The sequence below is a fragment of the Caminibacter pacificus genome (assembly GCF_003752135.1).
GTDB lineage: Bacteria > Campylobacterota > Campylobacteria > Campylobacterales > Nautiliaceae > Caminibacter > Caminibacter pacificus.
Window position 1 is genome coordinate 251,345 of record NZ_RJVK01000002.1, and the last position, 18,679, is coordinate 270,023.

Here is an 18,679-nt window from a genome sequence, read left to right on the forward strand (position 1 = left end):
GTAATTTCCGCCTCTAATTCCCCACTTATAATAAAATCTTATAATATAGACTTTTTTAAAAACATTTTGTTATAATGAATTGCTCCTAAATAGTGTCAATAAAGCACTATTAACTTTTTCCTTTTAGCTCCATTTGTTAAAATTCCAACCAAAAAGGATTTTTTTGAAAAAGATAATTGTATTTTTCGGAAAAGGCGGAAGTAATTTTATTAATCTTTTAAAAAATCAGTCAAATTATAAAATAATAGCTGGTATTACAAATAGAAACGACTCCGAAGCTCTAAAATACAAAAATCTACCCCCGATATTAATATCAAACGACAATGATGAAATTTTATCTTTCTTAAAAGAAAAAAATCCGGATTTAATAGTATTGGCCGGATATATGAAAATAGTACCTCCAAAAATTATAAACGCTTTTAAAAAAAAGATTATCAACCTACACCCGAGTATTTTACCCGAGTTTAAGGGTTTGAATGCAGATAAAAAATCTTTTGAAGCCAAAAAAGCGTGTGGAATTACAATTCATTATGCTGATATAGAGCTTGATAGCGGTGATATAATTTTACAATATCATATTAATCCGAATAATTTTAATAATTTCGAAGAGTATCATGAAGCATTAAAAAAAGCCGAGCATAAGTTTTTGCCGGCTGTAGTTGAACTATTTTAGTCTTATTATAGTACCTTGCCCTAAGAAATCGACTACTTCTTTTCCTTCGTTATCTGTTGTAGTCACTACCTTAACATCGATGTTTTTTACGCCGTCCGCTTCAAGGTCTTGAGCTTGCTGTTGAAGGTAAATGATAACCTCTTTCATTCCGTCCGTAGGATAAACATCTTGATATAATCTATCACTCTCTATTCTTACACCTGCATACGCTATTGTAACGCACTCGTGAGGTTCTTGAATTTCTCCGAAACTAAGAATCATATTTTCAATATCTCTTGCCATTTTTTCTCCTTTTTAACAAATTATACCAAAGAAAAAACGGCAAAAAGTGCCAAAACAACAAAAAAAAGAGTTTGAATAATAATTTGAAAATATTTGAGTCAGTCACTTATTTTTGGAGTAAAAATAAAAGAGGAAAAAGAGATTAATCTCTTCTTTCTTTAATTCTTGCTTTTTTACCTGTTTTACCTCTTAGGTAGTAAAGTTTAGCTCTTCTTACTTTACCTTTTCTTACTACCTCGATACCTTTAATACTTTCGCTGTAAAGTGGGAAAATTCTTTCTACACCGATGTTGTTCGCACCGATTTTTCTAACTGTAAAAGTTTTTCCGGCACCTCTACCTTTAATAGCGATTACAACACCTTCGAAATTTTGGATTCTTGATTTTTCACCTTCTTTAATTTCAACTGCAACTCTTACAGTATCCCCAGGTCTGAATTCAGGAATCTCTTTACCTTCTACTTGCTTAGATTCGAATGCTTCAATGTATTTATTAATCATACTGTCTCCTTTGTGCCATTGGCCACTTACGGGCATTCACACTTAATTTTGAAGTGAAATTATATCAAAAAATTTAAAAAGTTAAAACATCAAATCAAATCGGGTCTATGAAATTTTGTTTTTAATAAAGAGGCTATGTTTTTCCACTCGTCTATTTTTTTATGATTTCCGCTTTTTAAAATAGAAGGCACTTCACCTTTTTTGGAGAAATTCGGAGCCTCAAGAAGATTATTTCCAAAACTCTCTCCCTCTAAAGATTCGCTATTACCAAGCACACCTTTTACGTTTCTAAGCACACTGTCTACTATAACCAAAGCCCCAAGTTCTCCGCCTGTTAGCACATAATCACCAATACTCAAAACCTCATCTGCAAAATCTTCGATTAATCTCTCATCAAACCCTTCATATCTTCCGCACACTAAAAAAAGTACTTTTTCATTTGCAAGTCTTATTGCGTCTTTTTGATTATATTTTTTTGCAACGGGTGTTAAAAATATCGTTCTTGCCTGTGGAAATTTGTTTTTATAACTCTCAAGAGCGTATCTTAAAGCATTGTTGTCGATTATCATTCCGGCACCACCGCCGACAAGCTCGGTATCCACTTTTTTATGTCTGTTTTTTGCATAATCTCTAAAATTAACAACTTCAATCTCAAAAAGATTTTTATCAAGTGCTTTTTTTAGTATGGAATCTTGAAAATAAGGAAGTATTAAATTAGGAAAAAGCGAAAAGAAAACTATTTTCATTTTAAAGATTCTAAAATATCGATAGCACCGCTTGCTGTTATTTTTTTATTTTGGATATCCACATCTTTTACGTGACGTTTAAAATCTATCATAAATCTTTTAGGATAGCCTTCTTTTACCAACTCTTCATCAGTATTTATCAGCAAATAATCAACATCGGCTCTTTCAATCTCTTTTACTCTGCCAAGTCTTTTTCCGTCTTCATAAACGTCACACCCTTCAATATCGAACCAAAAATACTCGCCCTCTTTTAGCTTAATATTTTCTCTTGTCTCTTCTTCCGTAGTATATAGCTGTCTATTTGTGATTTTTTTGGCGTCTTCGGGAGTATCTATACCTTTGATTTTAACAAGACCTCTTTTTAGGTCTATTTTTTCAATAGTTAAATCCTCTCTGTCGGATTTAAAAGTACTTCCTGGTTTGAATTGTTCTGGAAAATCTGAAAGAATGTGTATTTTTTGCCAACCTCTTACGCCATGACTTTTGCCAAGTTTCGCAATAGGTATTTTTCTATTCTTCATAGGCCTTTACCGTTATTTTGTAGTTTTTGTCTTCTTTTGCACGACAACCGCTTATCACCATTTTAATGGCACGAACCATCGAACCTTCTTTGCCGATGATTCTGCCTACATCCGCTTTTTTCGCGTATATTACGATTTCGTCGAAATCTTCGTGAGGCACTACCTCGACTTTAATTTTTTCAGGTTCGAAGCTTAAAAGTTTTGCATACTCTTTTACGAAATCAACAACCATTAAGCGTTAGCCGTTCTTTCTTCGTAAATTTTTTTAAGTTTTTCAACTCTTTCGCTCATTTGAGCACCGTTGCTTAGCCAGTAGTTTAATCTTTCCATATCGATTTCAACAGTTTTAGGATCAGTCAAAGGATTGTAATATCCGATTACTTCAATCCATCCACTATCTCTTCTTTTTCTGCTATCCGTTACAACTATTCTGTAAAAAGGTCTTTTTTTTCTACCAAATCTTGCGAGTCTAATTTTAACCACGCGTCTCTCCTTATTTTTTATTTTTATTTTATCCCACCCAAACCGACCCAATTAAAATTTAATTTGGAATTTTAATCAATTATTTAGGAAATTTCAAGCCCTGAGTCATTTTCATCAGCTCATTTATGTCAGGCATTTTCTTTCCTGCGAACTTTTTCGCCATTTTTGCGGCGTTTTGGAACTGTTTGTTAATTCTATTAACTTCTTGCACACTTAACCCTGCACCTCTTGCGATTCTTCTTCTTCTACTCGCACTCTCTTTAATAAGATGAGGATTTTCTCTCTCTTTTTTGGTCATAGAATTTATCATAGCTTTTATTTTTTTAATTTCGGCAGAATTTTCAAGGTCGATATCTCCGAGCTGTTTTAACATATTACCCATACCGGGAATCATGGAAAGAAGATTTTTCATACTTCCTAATTTTTTCATCTGTTCGAGTTGTTTTAAAAAGTCATCGTAGTTAAACTGACCTTTTTTAAGTTTTTTAGTTAATTTTTTCGCTTCTTTTTCGTCGATAACAGCACTCGTTTTTTCAACCAAACTCTCAATATCCCCCGCACCCATAATTCTACTAACGATTCTATCTGGTACGAATACTTCCAAATCGGCAATTTTTTCACCAGTACCTATAAATCTTAGAGGTTTACCTACTTGATGAGCTATACTTAAAGCCACCCCACCTTTACTATCACCGTCGTATTTAGTAAGAATTACCCCCGTAATATCAAGTTTTTCGTCAAATTGTTTTGCCGTATTTAGAGCGTCTTTACCGGTCAAAGAATCGGCAACATAGAAAATTTCATGAGGTTTAACAGCTTCTTTCATTCTTACAAGCTCATCCATAAGCGCATCATCAATTGCCAAACGACCCGCCGTATCGATTAATACCACGTCATAAAATTTCTCTTTTGCAAATTCCACACCTTTTTTTGCCACTTCCACCGGGTCTTTTGCGTTTTCGTCATAATAAATATCAAGTCCGTTTTGTTCGGCAAGTTGTTTTAATTGTTCTACCGCCGCAAGTCTTTGAAGGTCTGCCGCAACCATTAATACTTTTTTCTTTTTAAATGTTTTTAGATAATTAGCAAGTTTTGCGGTCGTAGTGGTTTTACCGCTACCTTGAAGACCTGTCATCATTACGATAGTAGGCGGTTTGCTCGCATAAACAAACCCGTAATTCCCGGGTGCCGTTAAAATATTCGTCAAATGTTTATCAAGAGCTTTTAAAAAATTAGCTTTACCGATACCCTCTTTTTTAGTATCAAGCTCTACGTTTTTCAATAAATCTTTTACAACTTTAAAATGAACGTCCGATTTTAAAAGACTCTTTTTAAGCTCATCCAAAGCTTTTTTTAAAGCTTTTTCGTCATCTTTCATTCTTATTTTATTTATCGCACCTCTAAAGCCGTCACTTATCTTGTCAAACATACATTTACTCCTTTGTGATACTGTGAAACAGTGAGTTTGTGAAATCGTTAAAATTAATTTTTTAGTGATTGTATCATATTAATAATCATTTTTTTGAGACCTTTTATTTTAAAAAGCAATTTTTCAGTCTCAAAAACAAAATTTAACCTTTGCGCAATCAATATTTGAGTTTCAAGTTCACTAAGAGAGCCTAAAGAAATATATAAAAATGTTAATAAATTCTTTTGTTGTTTGTCGAGCAGCACCTTCAGCTATGTTACTCGGTACTGAAACTGCCGCTCTTTTCATTTGAGATGTTAAAGCAAATATTTCATTTTTAGGAAAAGAAGAAGTCATTTTATAAATATCTTCTGCCAAATCCATAGAAATTTTCCATATTTTTAAATCCATATGACTTTTAATCAAATTATTCCTTTTATTACCTTACAATTTCACCATTTTCACTATTTCACCACTTTCACTATTTCACTTCTTCTTTTTCCTCGTATTATCCCTCTGCTCTTGCATTTTAAAGTCTCTCGGTTCAGGTGATTCGAATTCATAATCGAAAATTTTAAATTTATGATGATGAAGCATTACTCTTTTATAAGGTTCTCCGCCGTATTTCTCATCACCTATAATAGGATGATCGATCGCTTTTAAATGAGCTCTGATTTGATGAGTTTTTCCGGTGTGAATAATCGCTTTTATTTTCGATTTCGTTCTAAAAGCCAAAATAGGCTCGATTTCAGTTACTGCATCTTCTCCGTCTGCACTAACTTTTGCAAAAGCTCCGCTTTTGGTTTTTATAACCTTAATAGGTAAATCGATAGTTTCAGGTTCCGCTACTATTCCTTTTACCCAAGCAAGATACTCTTTATAAACGTTTTGTTTTTTAAATTCTTCAATCGCTTTTTTCCTAAAATCTTCGTTTTTCGTCAAAACCAAAATACCGCTTGTTTCTTTATCCAGTCTATGCAAAAGAGGATATTTGAATTTTTTGCTGATTTCCTCACTCGTAATATAAGAAGGTTTGTCAACAACCAAAATATTTTCATCTTCAAAGATTTTTTTAGCTTCGGGAACTTTTTCGATTTTAAATCTCGTATTGACAGGCAAAAGACCTCTTGCAATTTTTATTTTTCTGTCATGAGTATAAACCAAACCTCGATCTATTAAATCTTTTGCCGCTCTGTTTGATATACCTTCTTGCTTAGCAAGTAAGATATACGCTTTTTCTTTCTTCAATTGTTATCCTTTTTTATAAAAATTATATCATATTAAGGTAAATAATAAGTTTTTATTAAAATTTTATGAAATTTGTCATAATTTTTTCTTATATTAAGCAAACTTTAAGTTTTAAAGAGTTATCATACTTTTGATGAATGAATAAAAGTTCATTCACGAGGGAGAGAACATTGAAAACCGAAAGATTTATCTTTATTTTACTATTCTGTTGTTCAGTTAACTTGCATGCTATTTCTCCTTATGTAAAGGGATACAGACTTTACATAAGGTACGTTAAACATATCCCAAAATATGGGATAAAAGCACCCGAACTATTGAAAAAATTACACATTCGTTCATCGCAACAGTTACATCAATTGATTCAAAGCGGTAAAATTGTAGAAGAAGTTGCCAAATTCAATCCAAATGCTGCTAAAGGTATTGAAAAGATTCTCAAAAAAGGTAAAGAAAAAGAGCTGGAAGTCTTCCTAAACGAAGTAATGAAGGGAAGAATTCCACTAGGGTGCAATTAAATTTTTCTTATTTTAAGGAAACTTTAAGGAAAAAAGGACTATAATTGAAGCTTGAAAACAAAAATAAAGGAGTTAGCATGAAATTTGCAAAATTACTATTAGCTGGAGCTATCGCAACTGGACTTACTGTATCAGTAGCAATGGCAGATTACAACGTAGGATTCAAATACTACTCAAAATTCATTAAAAGAAAAGCACACATTAAAGCACCAAAATTCGTACAAGCGCTTGGAGTACAAACTGTTGATCAACTAAAAGCGCTATTCAAAGACAACGGAAAACCTCTAATCGAAAAATTAAAAGCAAAAGGGCTTGACAAAGCTGCAGCTGGTGTAGAAAAAATCATCAAAAAAGGAAAACTTAAAGACCTAGAAGATTTCCTTGTAGGTATTATGGAAGGAAAAATCCCAGCAGGATGTTCATAATATCTTCTCTCCCTCTTTCTTTTTTTTAATCAACAACAAAAAAATAAAACACAAGGAGCTAAAATGAAAAAGTTAATTATCTCTGCATTGGCAGTAGGAGCATTATTCGCACAAACTGACAACGCTTCACTTGAAAAGCAAATTAAAGAATTAAAAGCTAAACTTGCTCAAGTAGAGCAAATGGCTATCCAAAACCAAAAAAAAGTTAATCCTATTGCGGCAAACAATCATATCTATTTCAGCTATGATTTAAGAACAACTTACGATTTCATCGAATATAAAATGAACAAAGCTGCAAATGATGATAAACTTACAAATAACATTTTCACTAACAGAGTAACATTAACAGGTGTTGCAAAACCTGCAGAAAACCTAAAAGCTACATTAAAACTTGAAGCAAACGCAATTTTCGGTATGAATAGCGAGCTTCAATATTCTCAATTCAACAACATTTCATGGGTGGCAAACGAAACACCTGATGATTTAAATATCAGAATTAAACAAGCATTCTTTAACTATCATTTCGGACCTGACAACGGTTTAATGTTTAGTGCGGGTAGAAGACCAGCAACAGGCGGATTCCCTGCAAACTTAAGAAACAACGACGCACCTGCAAGTCCATTGGCACACTTAATTAATATGGAATTCGACGGATTCAGTTTTGAAATTTCAAATACTATTTTCTCAAATATGTCTGATAAATTCAGCGACTGGGGAACATGGTTGAAATTCTGTGCTGGTAGAGGTTATTCTAGCTCAAAAGGAAAATGGCCAGCAGACGGAAGCCCAGCATATTCAAAAGACAACTTAGGAATTACTGATTTCGCAGGATTTATTTTAGTACCTTATGACGACGGTCAATATTCATTATGGATGGAAAACGTTTGGGCATGGAATCTTAAAGGTTACATCGATACAAACGGAGACCACATTCCTGACACAATGAAAGACGTTGGGGATTACTATGGTCTAGACGTAACATTCAGAGCTTACGGAATCGGTGAAGATTTGGGTGATTTCTTCGATAATACTACTGCATTCGTTTCATTCGCACTATCTCAAACAAAACCTTACAGCGGTGAAAGAATGTTAGGTACTACTGACAATAAAGTTGGTACATCATGGTGGATCGGGGCACAAATGCCTGGATTTAAAGAAGTTGACAACTGGGGATTCAACTACGTACACGGAAGCAAATACTGGAGAAGTATGACTTACGGAGAAGATACTCTTATCGGAAGTATCGCAGCAGTTAGAGGTAATGCATATGAAGTTTACTATAATCACCAAATCCAACCTCATTTAACAACTGGATTAAGATTAACTTATGTTGATTATAAATATACAGGAAGCGACGCGTTCTTCGGTGACGCTGGTACACCTGTTGACGTTGACAAAGCTCCGTTCCCTGCTGCTGATAAAGCTTATGACTTAAGAGCTTATATCAGATATAACTTCTAATTATTTCAAGCCTTTTGGCTTGATTTTTAACATTGATTTAATATAATAAACTTGGAAAAACTAAAAAGGAGAGTAGATGTCTGAAATTATTGACTTAAAAAGAAGAAGTTTCCTAAAAGGTTCGGCAGCTGCTGCTGGAGGTGTGGCATTAGCATCTACTTCTTCATTCGCACTTAGTGCTTATGAAGATGCCGAAAATGCAAAACAACTAAAAGAAGATCAAATCAAAAACGCAAAATATACTCCGACTTTCTGTGGTATGTGCGTTAACATGTGTGGTTTCATCGCAAGAAACGTCGATGGAAAAATCACAAAATTAGACCCTAACCCTCTATTTACGAAAAGTAGAAGCTTTGCGTGTGCGAGGGGTAATGCCGGTATCGCAGCCGCATATGACCCTGACAGATTAAAAGCTCCTATGATTAGAGTTGGAAAAAGAGGAGAAGGTAAATTCAAAGAAGTTTCTTGGGAAGAAGCTTACGAATACATTAGACAAAAATTGGTAAAAATTCTTGATGAAGAAAAAGACAACAGAAGTACAATCGCATTCGGTGCGGGTGCGGGTGCTGAAGAGCCGTTATTTGCAACTTTCGCTAACGGTATCGGAAGTAACAACTTCGTAGACCACTTTACAACATGTTTCGCTCCTGCATTCTTAGCAAACAAACTAACTTACGGAAGCTGGGGAAGTGCGGATTTTGAAAAATCAAAATACGTACTAATGCTCGGAGCAAACAGAGCCGAAGCTATCGTTACACCTGATACGCTCGATTTATTCAGAAACACTCATAAAAGAGGTACTAAAATCGTTTATATCGACGTAAGATATACAAACACTGCGGCACAAGCGGATGAATTTATCCCTATCAAACCTGGTACGGATTTAGCTTTAATGCTTGCAATGATTCACGAAACTATTAATAAAGGTTATCACAAAACACCTTATAAAGCAGACTATCTTGCAAAATATGCCGACGGTCTTGCAGAGCTTGAAGACTACTTCACAAACGGTGAAGGAGCAAAATATACACCTGAATGGGCGGCAAAAATCACTGAAATTCCTGCCGATACAATCAGAAGACTTACAAAAGAATTCAGCGACGCAGCGGAAAAATACGAAGGTGCTGCAAACTGTTATAGAAGTAGAAAATCAACATGGTATTATCAAGACTTCGAATTCAGAAGAGCTCAAGCAATCTTCAATGCACTTCACGGATGTGTAAACAGACCTGGGGGAGTATTATTAAATAGAGGTCTTAAAGCTGAAAAATACGAATATGAAGATTTCCCTATTTATGACAATGCAAAACCAAGAATCGACCTTGCTCTTAAACCAAAAGACGCATGGCCTTTAATGAACCCTGGAAAAGGAAGCTGGCAAGTATTCAGAAACACAGTAAGAGATATCAATAAAAAATGGAAAAACGGAGAAAAACTACCTGAAGGTGCATATCCTGTAAGAGGAATGTTTATTTATAGAGAAAACCCTATCCAATCAGTACCGGGTAGAGAAGAAACTGAAAAAATGTTCGATACTATGGACTTAGTGGTAGTTATCGACATTCTACCAAACGATACGGCGATGTATGCGGACGTAATCTTACCTGATACGGTTTATCTTGAAAGAACATCACCTCTAAAATCATTCGGTACTCTTAGAGAACCTATGATCGGTGCAAGATGGGCGACAAGCAAACCTTTATACAAAACAAAACCTCTTTATAACATTTTAAAAGAGCTTAGCGAAAAAATCGAAAAAGATTTAGCCGCAATTACATTCAAATATACTTGGGATGCAGACGATTTAGGAGCAGAACTTCCAAAAGATTTCAATTTGGCTAAATACTTAACTGACGATTTTGAAATTGACGAAGCAAAATTAAAAGCTGATATTAAAGATCCTAAGTTAATTAAAGCAATCTTAGAACATGCAAGTGAAGACGACCTAGATATCGGTTCATTCAAATTAAGTGCGGCATACGAAAAAACTCCTGAAGAATTCAACGAAGAAGTAATGAAAGAACTTTACGGAGACAAAGCTGCTGAAATATTAAAAGAATACGGAGTTTATTGGCCTGGAATCGAAAAAGCTATCGAAGAAGCTATCGACGAACACCTTAAAACGTTCAAAAAAGATTATCCTGGCAAAAATACGGCAATGTACGAACTTTACAAAAAATACTGTACTCTTCCGAAAGACTACTGTATCGTTCCTAAAAAAGGAAAATTCATTAAATTCTCGCTCAAAAACATTGCGGGACAAAAATTCGTTAACCCTATTACAGGTCAAGAAGAACAAGTTACAGATTTACCTGTATGGCGTGACAGTATGTTCGAAGAACCTAAAAACAATCAAGTAAGACTTGTAATCGGAAGACACGGTTACTTTACTCAAAGTTCTCATCCGAACAACTATCTACTACTTGACTTGATGAATTACAACTATATTTGGATTAATCAAGACCTTGCAAACGAAATGGGATTAAAATTCAAAGACGAAGTAGAACTTGTAAATAGACAAGGAAAAACTGTTAGAGGAAAAGTTTATCCTACTAAGAGAATTAGAAAAGACACTATTTTCGTAGCAACTGGACTTGGAAGTCAATCAAAACTATTTACACTTGGATATGACAACGGTATTTCACAAGCTCAAATTGCAGAAGACAGAATCGATCCGTTTATCGGAGCTGCAAGTATGAACGAAACATTTGTAACAATAAGAAAGGTGTAAGCCATGGCAAACTATGCAATAGCACTTGAATATCAAAACTGTATCGACTGTAGAGCATGCGAAGTTGCGTGTAAAGACGAAAACGGAGTAATGCTCGGTGCGGATAAACAAAGAATTTGGGTAGGTGTTGTCGAAGGTGGAAACACACTTGCTGACGTTTTCCTAAACTTTTATCCGAGTCAATGTAACCACTGTGAAGACGCTCCGTGTGTTACGGTATGTCCGACAGGAGCTTCACATTTTGTTGAAGGCGGAATCGTAAAAGTTGATTATGATATGTGTATTATCTGTAAGGGATGTATGGAAGCGTGTCCTTACGATGCAAGATTCGTAGACGAAACAAGACACGCGGTAGATAAATGTACATTCTGTGACGGAAGAATTCAAGAATACGGAACGACTGCATGTAGTGCGACATGTCCTACAAAAGTTAGAACGTTCGGTGACTTGGAAGACGAAAATTCCGATATCGTAAAACTACTTAAAAATAGAAAATTCTTCGTACTTAAAGAAGACGAAGGTACGTTACCTAAACTATTCTATCTCGTACCGGAAGATGAAGAGTTCGCAAGAAGAACTATCGGTGAAGGTATTAAATTCCATACATGGGATGAAATCAAATCAACATATGAAGCAGCTGCTCAGGCTAAAAAACCTGAGTGGAAAAAAGCGTAAGGAGCTACTATGGCTGAATATACTCAATGCTGCGGGCTAAATATTAAAAAAGTTAGCCTTGGAGAACTTTTATTTAATAAAACTATGCTTGTTGCTTATATTCTTTTAGCAATAGGTTTGGTAGGATGGTATGAAGTATTCTATTTAAGATGGGCTCATCATTTCGTTAACAATGCGGACGTAATTGCAGCTGCAGGCGGTAGCAGCGAACATCTTAAGGCGATTGCGGAAGCTTTAAAAGAACAAATTTTTAATTTAAGAGAAGTTGAAGAAGTAAATAAATCAAACCCTTGGGGTGTATTTGTTACTCAATACGTATATCTACTTTACGGTGGTAGTGCACTTATTTTCTTAACTGCGCTTGCAGAACTTTTCCATGCTAAAATAGCTCCGAAAGTTGCAGCGGCACTAATGACTTTCGGTATTGCAATGGTATTTGGCGGATTGACATCAATCTTTACTGACTTAGCAAACCAATTAAACATCTATTGGATGATGATTAACCCTCAACCACAAAGCGGTATGTGGTTAATGTTGCCTCTTTACGGTGTATATATTCCGTTTACATTTATTGAAATTTATTTCTTAATCACAAACAAAAGAGATTTAGCAAGAAAACTTGCAGGTATTTTAGTAATTCTCGGTATTATTATCGACCTAATCGAATTCTATATCCAAGGTCTTTTATTCAACCTTAACACACCAAGACATTTATGGACTGACATTCCGTTGTTATGGTTATATTTCCTTGTAACAGGTGCTCTAACAGGAATTGCAGGAGCAATCGTTTTCGCATTCTTAGGACTTAAAAACAAACCTTACTTCGAAGATATGATTAAAACTGCGGCAACTGCGGGTGTTGTACTTACAGCTCTTGCAGCACTTTACGAAGTAATCAACTTCATGACAGTTGATCCTAAATGGATGAAACTTATCATGAGCGGAAGTCCTATTAGCTGGATGTATTGGGGATGGATCATACTTGGAATCGCTATTCCTTTCGTATTATTCTTAACAAGAAAACCTGGAGCCGTATTATTAGGCGGTATTTCAGCACTAATCGGTACTTTTTTAATGAGACAAGCATTTATTTACGGTGGTAACATCGTTCCGATGACTGACAGATTCGGTATGGGACCTGAAGCTACAGGAATTTACGACTTAGATGCCGTAACACCATGGGCTTATATCGCTCCTCATACTATGGAATGGATGGTTATTATCGGATGTTTAGGACTTGGTATTGCTATTTACTCAATCCTTGATTCTCTATTTGACGTAAGAAACGTAAACGACAACGTAGAACACTAATCCCTTTTGGGATTTTCCCTCTTTTTTTAATTTCTTCAATTTCCCTACATATGATAATCATTTAAAACCAATTTCTTCTTAATGTATATTTAATATTCTCTTATAGATTTTATAACTTTTTTTTAATTTAAGATAAAAATACTCTTTTTATCAAAAATAGAGATATAATTAATTGTACATTAAACGGAAAGGATGAAAATGAAACCAAGAGTGGTTATTTTAGGTGCGGGTATTTCCGGACATACCGCGGCATTAAATCTTAAACGTAAACTTGGAAATAAAGGTGAAGTTATCGTAGTTTCACCAAACTCTAACTATCAATGGGTACCTTCGAATATTTGGGTGGGTACAGGTCATATGAAACCGGAAGATGTTTATTTTCCATTAAAACCCGTATATGACAAAATGAAAATCGACTTCAAACAAGCAAAAGCACTCTCAATACACCCTGAAGGTGACGCGGGAGAAAACAAACCTTACGTAACTATTGAATATGTAAGCGGAACTGATGCGGGGAAAAAAGAAAAAGTTTATTATGATTTTCTTATAAACGCAACAGGTCCTAAACTAAACTTTGAAGCAACTCCGGGGCTCGGTCCTGATGCAAGCGGAACCGTTTCTATTTGTAGCTATAACCATGCCGATCATGCTTGGAGTGAGCTTAGTAAAGTAATAGAAAAAATGAAAAAAGGCCAAAAACAAAAAATAGTTATCGGTCTTGGACACGGAGGAGCTACATGTCAAGGTGCGGCTCTTGAATACACTCTAAACGTAGCGAGTTTAATTAAAGACTTAGGTCTTGAAGATATGGCCGATATCAGATATATTACAAACGAAATGTTTATCGGTGATTTGGGAATGGCCGGTGCGTATGTAAAAAATGCCGGTTATGTAGCTCATACCAAAAATATTATTAGTGCTCTATTTTATGAATACGGAGTTAGATGGCATCACCAATCAAGCGTCTATAAAGTAGAACCCGGCAAAATATACTATGAAACGTATCAAGGCGAAGAGCTTACAATGGATTATGATTTCGCTATGTTAATTCCTCCGTTTAGCGGTGTAGGTATCACTTCCGTAGGACCGAACGGAGAAGATTATACGGATAGATTATTCAAGCCGAATAAATTAATGATTGTCGATGCTGATTATGAAAGTGCCAAAAAACCTTATCACGAATGGAGCGGGGATGATTGGCCTAAAAAGCTCCAAAACCCGACATATCCGAATATTTTCGCAATAGGTATCGCATTTGCGCCTCCACATACGATATCAAAACCTCACACAACACCAAGCGGAAGACCTCTAACACCGGCACCGCCAAGAACAGGTATGCCAAGTGCGGTAATGGGTCACGCTACGGCTATGAATATTGCCGAATGGATTTTGGAAGGAAAACCGAGTTTCAAACATAAAGCGAGTATGGCTGAGATAGCAAGTATTTGTGTAGTGTCAATCGGTTACGGATTTAGAGGAATTGCGGGAAGTATGTCGGTATATCCTACTATTCCCGATTACAACAAATATCCGGATTTCGGAAGAGATATCAACTATACTATCGGTGAAGTCGGAGTAGCCGGACATTGGTTTAAATACTTAATGCACCATCTATTCTTATACAAAGCTAAAGCAAAACCGGGTTGGTGGTTAATTCCAGATTAATATAAAGGAGATAAAATGGATACGAAACAACATAAAATCAAAATTCCTTGGAGTGAGAGAGCTTATACCGATTGGAATTTCGGTATGTACCCTACTCCGTTTGAACAATGGAAAAGAAGATGTATCATTTGGCAATTTTTTAGATTTGTGGTGTTATCACTCAAATTCAAAAAAACTGCGGCAGTAAATGAGTAAATTTGTCTTTTTTTATGTATAATATAGAAAAAAATTAAGGAGATATAATGGCATTAGAAATTACAGCACAAAACTTTGCCGATACGGTAAAAAACGCGAAAGTTGCAGTAGTAGACTTCTGGGCGCCTTGGTGCGGACCTTGTAGAATGATTGCACCTATTATCGAAGAGCTTGCGGAAGAATACAAAGATAAAGGCGTAGTAGTAGGAAAAGTAAACACTGACGAACAACAAGAACTTGCAATGCAATTCGGAATCAGAAGTATTCCTACGGTACTATTCTTTAAAGACGGTCAACTTGCCGATTCAATGATCGGTGCGGCACCTAAAAACTTCTATGAAGAAAAAATTAACGCACTACTTGGAGAATAATAATCTTTAAAAATAAACTTTTCTACACATTCAGCTCCTTTTTCGGGGCATTACTTGTAGCTGCTTTTTTCTTTTATTACAACTACAAATTCTCAACATATAAATTTATTGACTTTAATAAAATAGTCCTTTATGAAAAAACGGACATTTTCGAGCCGAAAAATGATGAGTATTATCTACTTCTTTTCAGTTCGAAAATGTCCGATTTGGAAAAACTAAAAAAAGAGATTCCAAAAGACGCACCGATTTTAGCAGTAGATATTTTTCAGCAAAGAAAAAAAATTCCGGGCGTAATCTATACAACAGCCGGAATAAATACTATAATTAAAATAATACAATACCTGAATATTTATGAAGTACCGGTTGTTGTCAAAATAAAAAGATACAATAAAAAATTATATAAACAAGATTCACCTCTTGAAGTGTTAAAGGATTAAAATGTATGATGTAATCATCATCGGTGGAGGACCTGCGGGACTGACCGCCGGATTATACGCAAGTCGTTTGGGTGCTAAAACATTACTACTTGAAAAACTGACTCCCGGAGGCCAAATTACTCTAAGCAGCGAAATAGAAAACTACCCGGGTGTTTGCGATGTTAAAAGCGGTCTTGAGCTTATGATGTGCTGGCCCGCTCAAGCGCAAAAATTCGGTTGTGAAATAAAAAGCGAAGAAGCCGTTAAAATTCAAAAAGAAAATTCTCACTTTATCGTAAAAACTCCAAAAAACGAATATAAGTCCAAAACCTTAATAATAGCAACAGGTTCTACTCCTAAAAAAGCGGGGTTTGAAGGAGAAATCGAATATACCGGAAAAGGAGTAAGCTATTGTGCGGTTTGCGACGGATTTTTTTATAAAGATAAAATAGTTGCGGTTATAGGAGGAGGTGATACGGCTCTTGAAGAAGCCCTATATCTCAGCAAAATTGCAAAAAAAGTATATCTCATCCACAGACGCGATAAATTCAGAGCCGCTCCCGTTACTCAAAAAAAAATATTCGAAACGGAAAATATCGAAATAATTTTTAACGCAACCGTTAAAAAAGTATTTGGAAATCAGTTTGTAGAAGGTATAATTCTAAACTTAAACGGCGAAGAAAAAGAACTGAAAGTTGACGGAGTTTTTGTATTTGTCGGTATGAAAGTCAATAACGAACTTGTTAAAGATTTGGTAGAGTTAAACGAATGGGGAGAAGTAAAAGTAAATCTTAAAATGGAAACATCCCAAAAAGGCCTTTATGCCGCGGGAGATATTAGAGAAGACAGCGTAAAACAAGTAGTCGCCGCAGCAGGTGACGGAGCGACAGCGGCAATCAACGCATTAAAATATATAGAAAAGGAAGAACTATGAAATACGGAATCGTAGGTGCTACAGGTAGAGTCGGAACGCTTCTTGTAAATATTTTGAAAAACGAAAACGAAAAAATCGGAGCTGTAATGTTCGAAGGCGAACAAACTATAGAATTCCCGAGCGAAACGATTATCACTAACGACGCAAAAACGCTTCTTGAAAATAGCGACGTCGTAATTGATTTTTCAGCTCCGATAGCGACTCAAAAACTTCTTGAAGCGGCACTTGAAAACCCGACACCGCTTGTAATAGCCACAACAGGTCTAAATAATCATCAAAAAAATCTAATGATTGAAGCAAGTAAAAAAATGCCGATTTTATACGCTACGAACATGAGTTTGGGAGTGGCTATTTTAAATAAACTCGTAGCGATGGTAAGCGAAAAACTTAGAGATTTCGATATAGAAATAGTAGAACAACACCACAGATATAAAGTGGACGCGCCAAGCGGTACGGCTTTGACTCTTGCCGAGAGTTGTGCAAAAGCCAGAGGACTTGAGCTTAAAGACGTAATGGTTACGGGCAGAAGCGGACACGTCGGAGCAAGAACAAAAGATGAAATCGGAGTATTTGCCGTAAGAGGCGGTGACGTAGTGGGAAGACATACCGTAGGATTTTACAACGACGGAGAATTCTTAGAGCTAAACCATACGGCTACAAGCAGAGAAACATTCGCAAGAGGAGCTTTAAAAGTAGCGAAATGGATTGTAAATCAAAATCCGGGACTTTATTCAATTAACGACGCATTAGGAATATAAAGGAAAAAATTATGTGTTCAGTAGTAGGAATTTACGGAAACGAAAACGCAAGCAAATTGGCTTTTTATTCTCTTTTTGCAATGCAACACAGAGGTCAAGAAGCGGCCGGTATCAGTAGCAGTGACGGAAGTCATATCCATACGATAAAAGACAGAGGATTGGTAACTCAAATTTTCAAAGAAGAGCATTTTAAAATCCTAAAAGGACATATGGCAATAGGTCATACGAGATATTCGACTGCGGGAGATGATTCCATTCTTGACGCTCAGCCTGTTTTTGCAAGATACGGACTTGGTGAAATTTCGATAGTTCATAACGGAAACTTAGTAAACGCAAGAGAAATAAGAGAAGATTTGATTAAAAGAGGCGCGATTTTCCAATCAAATATGGATACGGAAAACCTTATTCACTTAATAGCCAAAAACTATGAAAAAAACACTCTAAAAGAGAGAATTATCGATGCCGTTAAAAAAATAAAAGGCGCTTTTTCTTTGATTATTCTTAGTAGAAGTAAAATGTTTGCTATAAGAGACCCGTTCGGATTCAGACCGCTATCACTTGGAAAAATCAAATCGGGAGGTTACATAGTAGCCAGCGAAACATGCGCTTTTGAACTTGTAGGCGCTGAATATGTCAGAGACATCAAACCTGGTGAAATGGTAATTTTTGAAAACGACGAAATAAAAAGCGAAATGATTTTCGAACCTACTCCTAAACAATGTATTTTCGAATATATCTACTTTGCAAGACCGGATAGTAACGTTTTTGGCAAAAACGTATATAGCATAAGAAAACAGATGGGAAGAGAGCTTGCAAAAGAGCTTCCGGTAGATGCCGATATGGTAGTACCCGTACCTGATAGCGGTGTTGCTGCTGCGCTCGGATATTCGCAAGAGAGCCAAATTCCGTTTGAAATGGCAATTATGAGAAATCATTATGTTGGAAGAACGTTTATCGAGCCTACTCAAGAGATAAGAGATTTAAAAGTAAAAATGAAACTCTCTCCGATAAAACACAAAATCGAAGGCAAAAAGCTTGTAGTTATCGATGACAGTATCGTAAGAGGTACGACAAGTAGAAGAATTGTAAGAATGCTAAAAGAAGCGGGAGCTAAAGAAGTGCATATGAGAATCGCTTCGCCTGCGACTACAGGACCATGTTACTATGGGGTTGATACTCCTACAAAAGAAGAGCTTATCGCAAGCAAAATGAGCGTTAATGAGATTTGTAAATATATCGAAGCCGACTCTTTAGCTTATCTATCAATTGAGGGAATGGTAAGAGCGGTAAAAGACAAAAAAGAAAACTACTGCTTTGCGTGTTTCGACGGCGAATATCCTATCCTATAATCTGGACTTTTTTTCT

24 protein-coding genes are annotated in these 18,679 nt (G+C 35.7%); 14 read left to right on the forward strand and 10 right to left on the reverse strand.

The window, feature by feature from the left end; translation table 11 throughout:
* The first annotated feature begins 163 nt into the window (after window positions 1-163).
* Window positions 164-673: a formyltransferase family protein gene (locus EDC58_RS05050; RefSeq protein ID WP_123352423.1), complete on the forward strand. Its 510-nt coding sequence runs from the start codon at window positions 164-166 to the stop codon at window positions 671-673.
* Here EDC58_RS05050 and EDC58_RS05055 read toward each other — a convergent pair.
* The 10 genes from EDC58_RS05055 to EDC58_RS05095 form a co-directional block, all read right to left on the reverse strand.
* On the reverse strand, window positions 665-955 hold the full coding sequence (locus EDC58_RS05055; protein WP_123352424.1) for a hypothetical protein: 291 nt from the start codon (window positions 953-955) through the stop codon (window positions 665-667). The two genes, EDC58_RS05050 and EDC58_RS05055, sit on opposite strands and share 9 nt — an antisense overlap.
* A 142-nt stretch (window positions 956-1,097) precedes the next feature.
* On the reverse strand, window positions 1,098-1,454 hold the full coding sequence (rplS, locus tag EDC58_RS05060) for a 50S ribosomal protein L19 (protein ID WP_123352425.1): 357 nt from the start codon (window positions 1,452-1,454) through the stop codon (window positions 1,098-1,100).
* An 89-nt stretch (window positions 1,455-1,543) separates the two neighbouring features.
* Window positions 1,544-2,200, reverse strand: a complete 657-nt coding sequence (gene trmD, locus EDC58_RS05065) for a tRNA (guanosine(37)-N1)-methyltransferase TrmD (protein ID WP_123352426.1) — start codon at window positions 2,198-2,200, stop codon at window positions 1,544-1,546.
* The gene (rimM, locus tag EDC58_RS05070) at window positions 2,197-2,721 is read right to left on the reverse strand and encodes a ribosome maturation factor RimM (RefSeq protein ID WP_123352427.1); all 525 of its coding nucleotides are present in this window, start codon (window positions 2,719-2,721) and stop codon (window positions 2,197-2,199) included. Before rimM ends, trmD begins: the two co-directional genes overlap by 4 nt.
* Entirely contained in the window at window positions 2,711-2,953 is a 243-nt protein-coding gene (locus tag EDC58_RS05075) for a KH domain-containing protein (RefSeq protein WP_123352428.1), read from the reverse strand. Before EDC58_RS05075 ends, rimM begins: the two co-directional genes overlap by 11 nt.
* Window positions 2,953-3,204: a 30S ribosomal protein S16 gene (gene rpsP, locus EDC58_RS05080; RefSeq protein WP_123352429.1), complete on the reverse strand. Its 252-nt coding sequence runs from the start codon at window positions 3,202-3,204 to the stop codon at window positions 2,953-2,955. Before rpsP ends, EDC58_RS05075 begins: the two co-directional genes overlap by 1 nt.
* Window positions 3,205-3,283: 79 nt before the next feature.
* Window positions 3,284-4,633 carry a signal recognition particle protein gene (gene ffh, locus EDC58_RS05085; RefSeq protein ID WP_123352430.1) on the reverse strand — a complete coding sequence of 450 codons (1,350 nt, stop codon included), beginning with the start codon at window positions 4,631-4,633 and terminating at the stop codon, window positions 3,284-3,286.
* Between the two features lie 53 nt (window positions 4,634-4,686).
* Complete coding sequence (locus EDC58_RS10250; RefSeq protein WP_235823176.1) at window positions 4,687-4,878, reverse strand: four helix bundle protein; 192 nt, start codon at window positions 4,876-4,878, stop codon at window positions 4,687-4,689.
* Window positions 4,814-5,038, reverse strand: coding sequence for a four helix bundle protein (locus EDC58_RS10255; RefSeq protein ID WP_235823177.1), 225 nt, complete (start codon window positions 5,036-5,038; stop codon window positions 4,814-4,816). The genes EDC58_RS10250 and EDC58_RS10255 overlap by 65 nt, the downstream gene beginning before the upstream one ends.
* A gap of 60 nt (window positions 5,039-5,098) precedes the next feature.
* Window positions 5,099-5,860, reverse strand: a complete 762-nt coding sequence (locus tag EDC58_RS05095) for an RluA family pseudouridine synthase (protein WP_123352431.1) — start codon at window positions 5,858-5,860, stop codon at window positions 5,099-5,101.
* A 170-nt stretch (window positions 5,861-6,030) separates the two neighbouring features.
* On the opposite strand from EDC58_RS05095, the gene EDC58_RS05100 reads away from it, so the two are divergent.
* From EDC58_RS05100 to purF, 13 genes are all read left to right on the forward strand, one after another.
* On the forward strand, window positions 6,031-6,372 hold the full coding sequence (locus EDC58_RS05100) for a hypothetical protein (protein WP_123352432.1): 342 nt from the start codon (window positions 6,031-6,033) through the stop codon (window positions 6,370-6,372).
* 44 nt (window positions 6,373-6,416) lie between these two features.
* Window positions 6,417-6,797 (forward strand): hypothetical protein, encoded by a 381-nt coding sequence (locus EDC58_RS05105; RefSeq protein ID WP_235823178.1) that lies wholly within the window; start codon window positions 6,417-6,419, stop codon window positions 6,795-6,797.
* Window positions 6,798-6,860: 63 nt separating this feature from the next.
* A complete protein-coding gene (locus tag EDC58_RS05110) occupies window positions 6,861-8,258 on the forward strand; it encodes a DUF3373 family protein (protein ID WP_123352433.1) in 1,398 nt (465 codons plus the stop codon).
* Window positions 8,259-8,334: 76 nt separating this feature from the next.
* The gene (locus EDC58_RS05115; protein WP_123352434.1) at window positions 8,335-10,989 is read left to right on the forward strand and encodes a molybdopterin-dependent oxidoreductase; all 2,655 of its coding nucleotides are present in this window, start codon (window positions 8,335-8,337) and stop codon (window positions 10,987-10,989) included.
* 3 nt (window positions 10,990-10,992) lie between these two features.
* A complete protein-coding gene (locus EDC58_RS05120; RefSeq protein WP_123352435.1) occupies window positions 10,993-11,664 on the forward strand; it encodes a 4Fe-4S dicluster domain-containing protein in 672 nt (223 codons plus the stop codon).
* A gap of 9 nt (window positions 11,665-11,673) precedes the next feature.
* The gene (gene nrfD / locus EDC58_RS05125) at window positions 11,674-12,975 is read left to right on the forward strand and encodes an NrfD/PsrC family molybdoenzyme membrane anchor subunit (RefSeq protein WP_123352436.1); all 1,302 of its coding nucleotides are present in this window, start codon (window positions 11,674-11,676) and stop codon (window positions 12,973-12,975) included.
* Window positions 12,976-13,173: 198 nt separating this feature from the next.
* Window positions 13,174-14,640: an NAD(P)/FAD-dependent oxidoreductase gene (locus EDC58_RS05130; protein ID WP_123352437.1), complete on the forward strand. Its 1,467-nt coding sequence runs from the start codon at window positions 13,174-13,176 to the stop codon at window positions 14,638-14,640.
* Window positions 14,641-14,655: 15 nt separating this feature from the next.
* The gene (locus EDC58_RS05135; protein WP_123352438.1) at window positions 14,656-14,835 is read left to right on the forward strand and encodes a hypothetical protein; all 180 of its coding nucleotides are present in this window, start codon (window positions 14,656-14,658) and stop codon (window positions 14,833-14,835) included.
* A gap of 47 nt (window positions 14,836-14,882) precedes the next feature.
* Entirely contained in the window at window positions 14,883-15,206 is a 324-nt protein-coding gene (gene trxA / locus EDC58_RS05140; RefSeq protein ID WP_123352439.1) for a thioredoxin, read from the forward strand.
* Window positions 15,207-15,412: 206 nt separating this feature from the next.
* Entirely contained in the window at window positions 15,413-15,643 is a 231-nt protein-coding gene (locus tag EDC58_RS10260) for a hypothetical protein (protein WP_235823179.1), read from the forward strand.
* Window position 15,644: 1 nt separating this feature from the next.
* Window positions 15,645-16,556, forward strand: a complete 912-nt coding sequence (trxB, locus tag EDC58_RS05150) for a thioredoxin-disulfide reductase (RefSeq protein WP_123352441.1) — start codon at window positions 15,645-15,647, stop codon at window positions 16,554-16,556.
* Window positions 16,553-17,314, forward strand: coding sequence for a 4-hydroxy-tetrahydrodipicolinate reductase (gene dapB / locus EDC58_RS05155; protein WP_123352442.1), 762 nt, complete (start codon window positions 16,553-16,555; stop codon window positions 17,312-17,314). The genes trxB and dapB overlap by 4 nt, the downstream gene beginning before the upstream one ends.
* Before the next feature lie 11 nt (window positions 17,315-17,325).
* Window positions 17,326-18,663: an amidophosphoribosyltransferase gene (purF, locus tag EDC58_RS05160; protein WP_123352443.1), complete on the forward strand. Its 1,338-nt coding sequence runs from the start codon at window positions 17,326-17,328 to the stop codon at window positions 18,661-18,663.
* Window positions 18,664-18,679 lie beyond the last annotated feature (16 nt).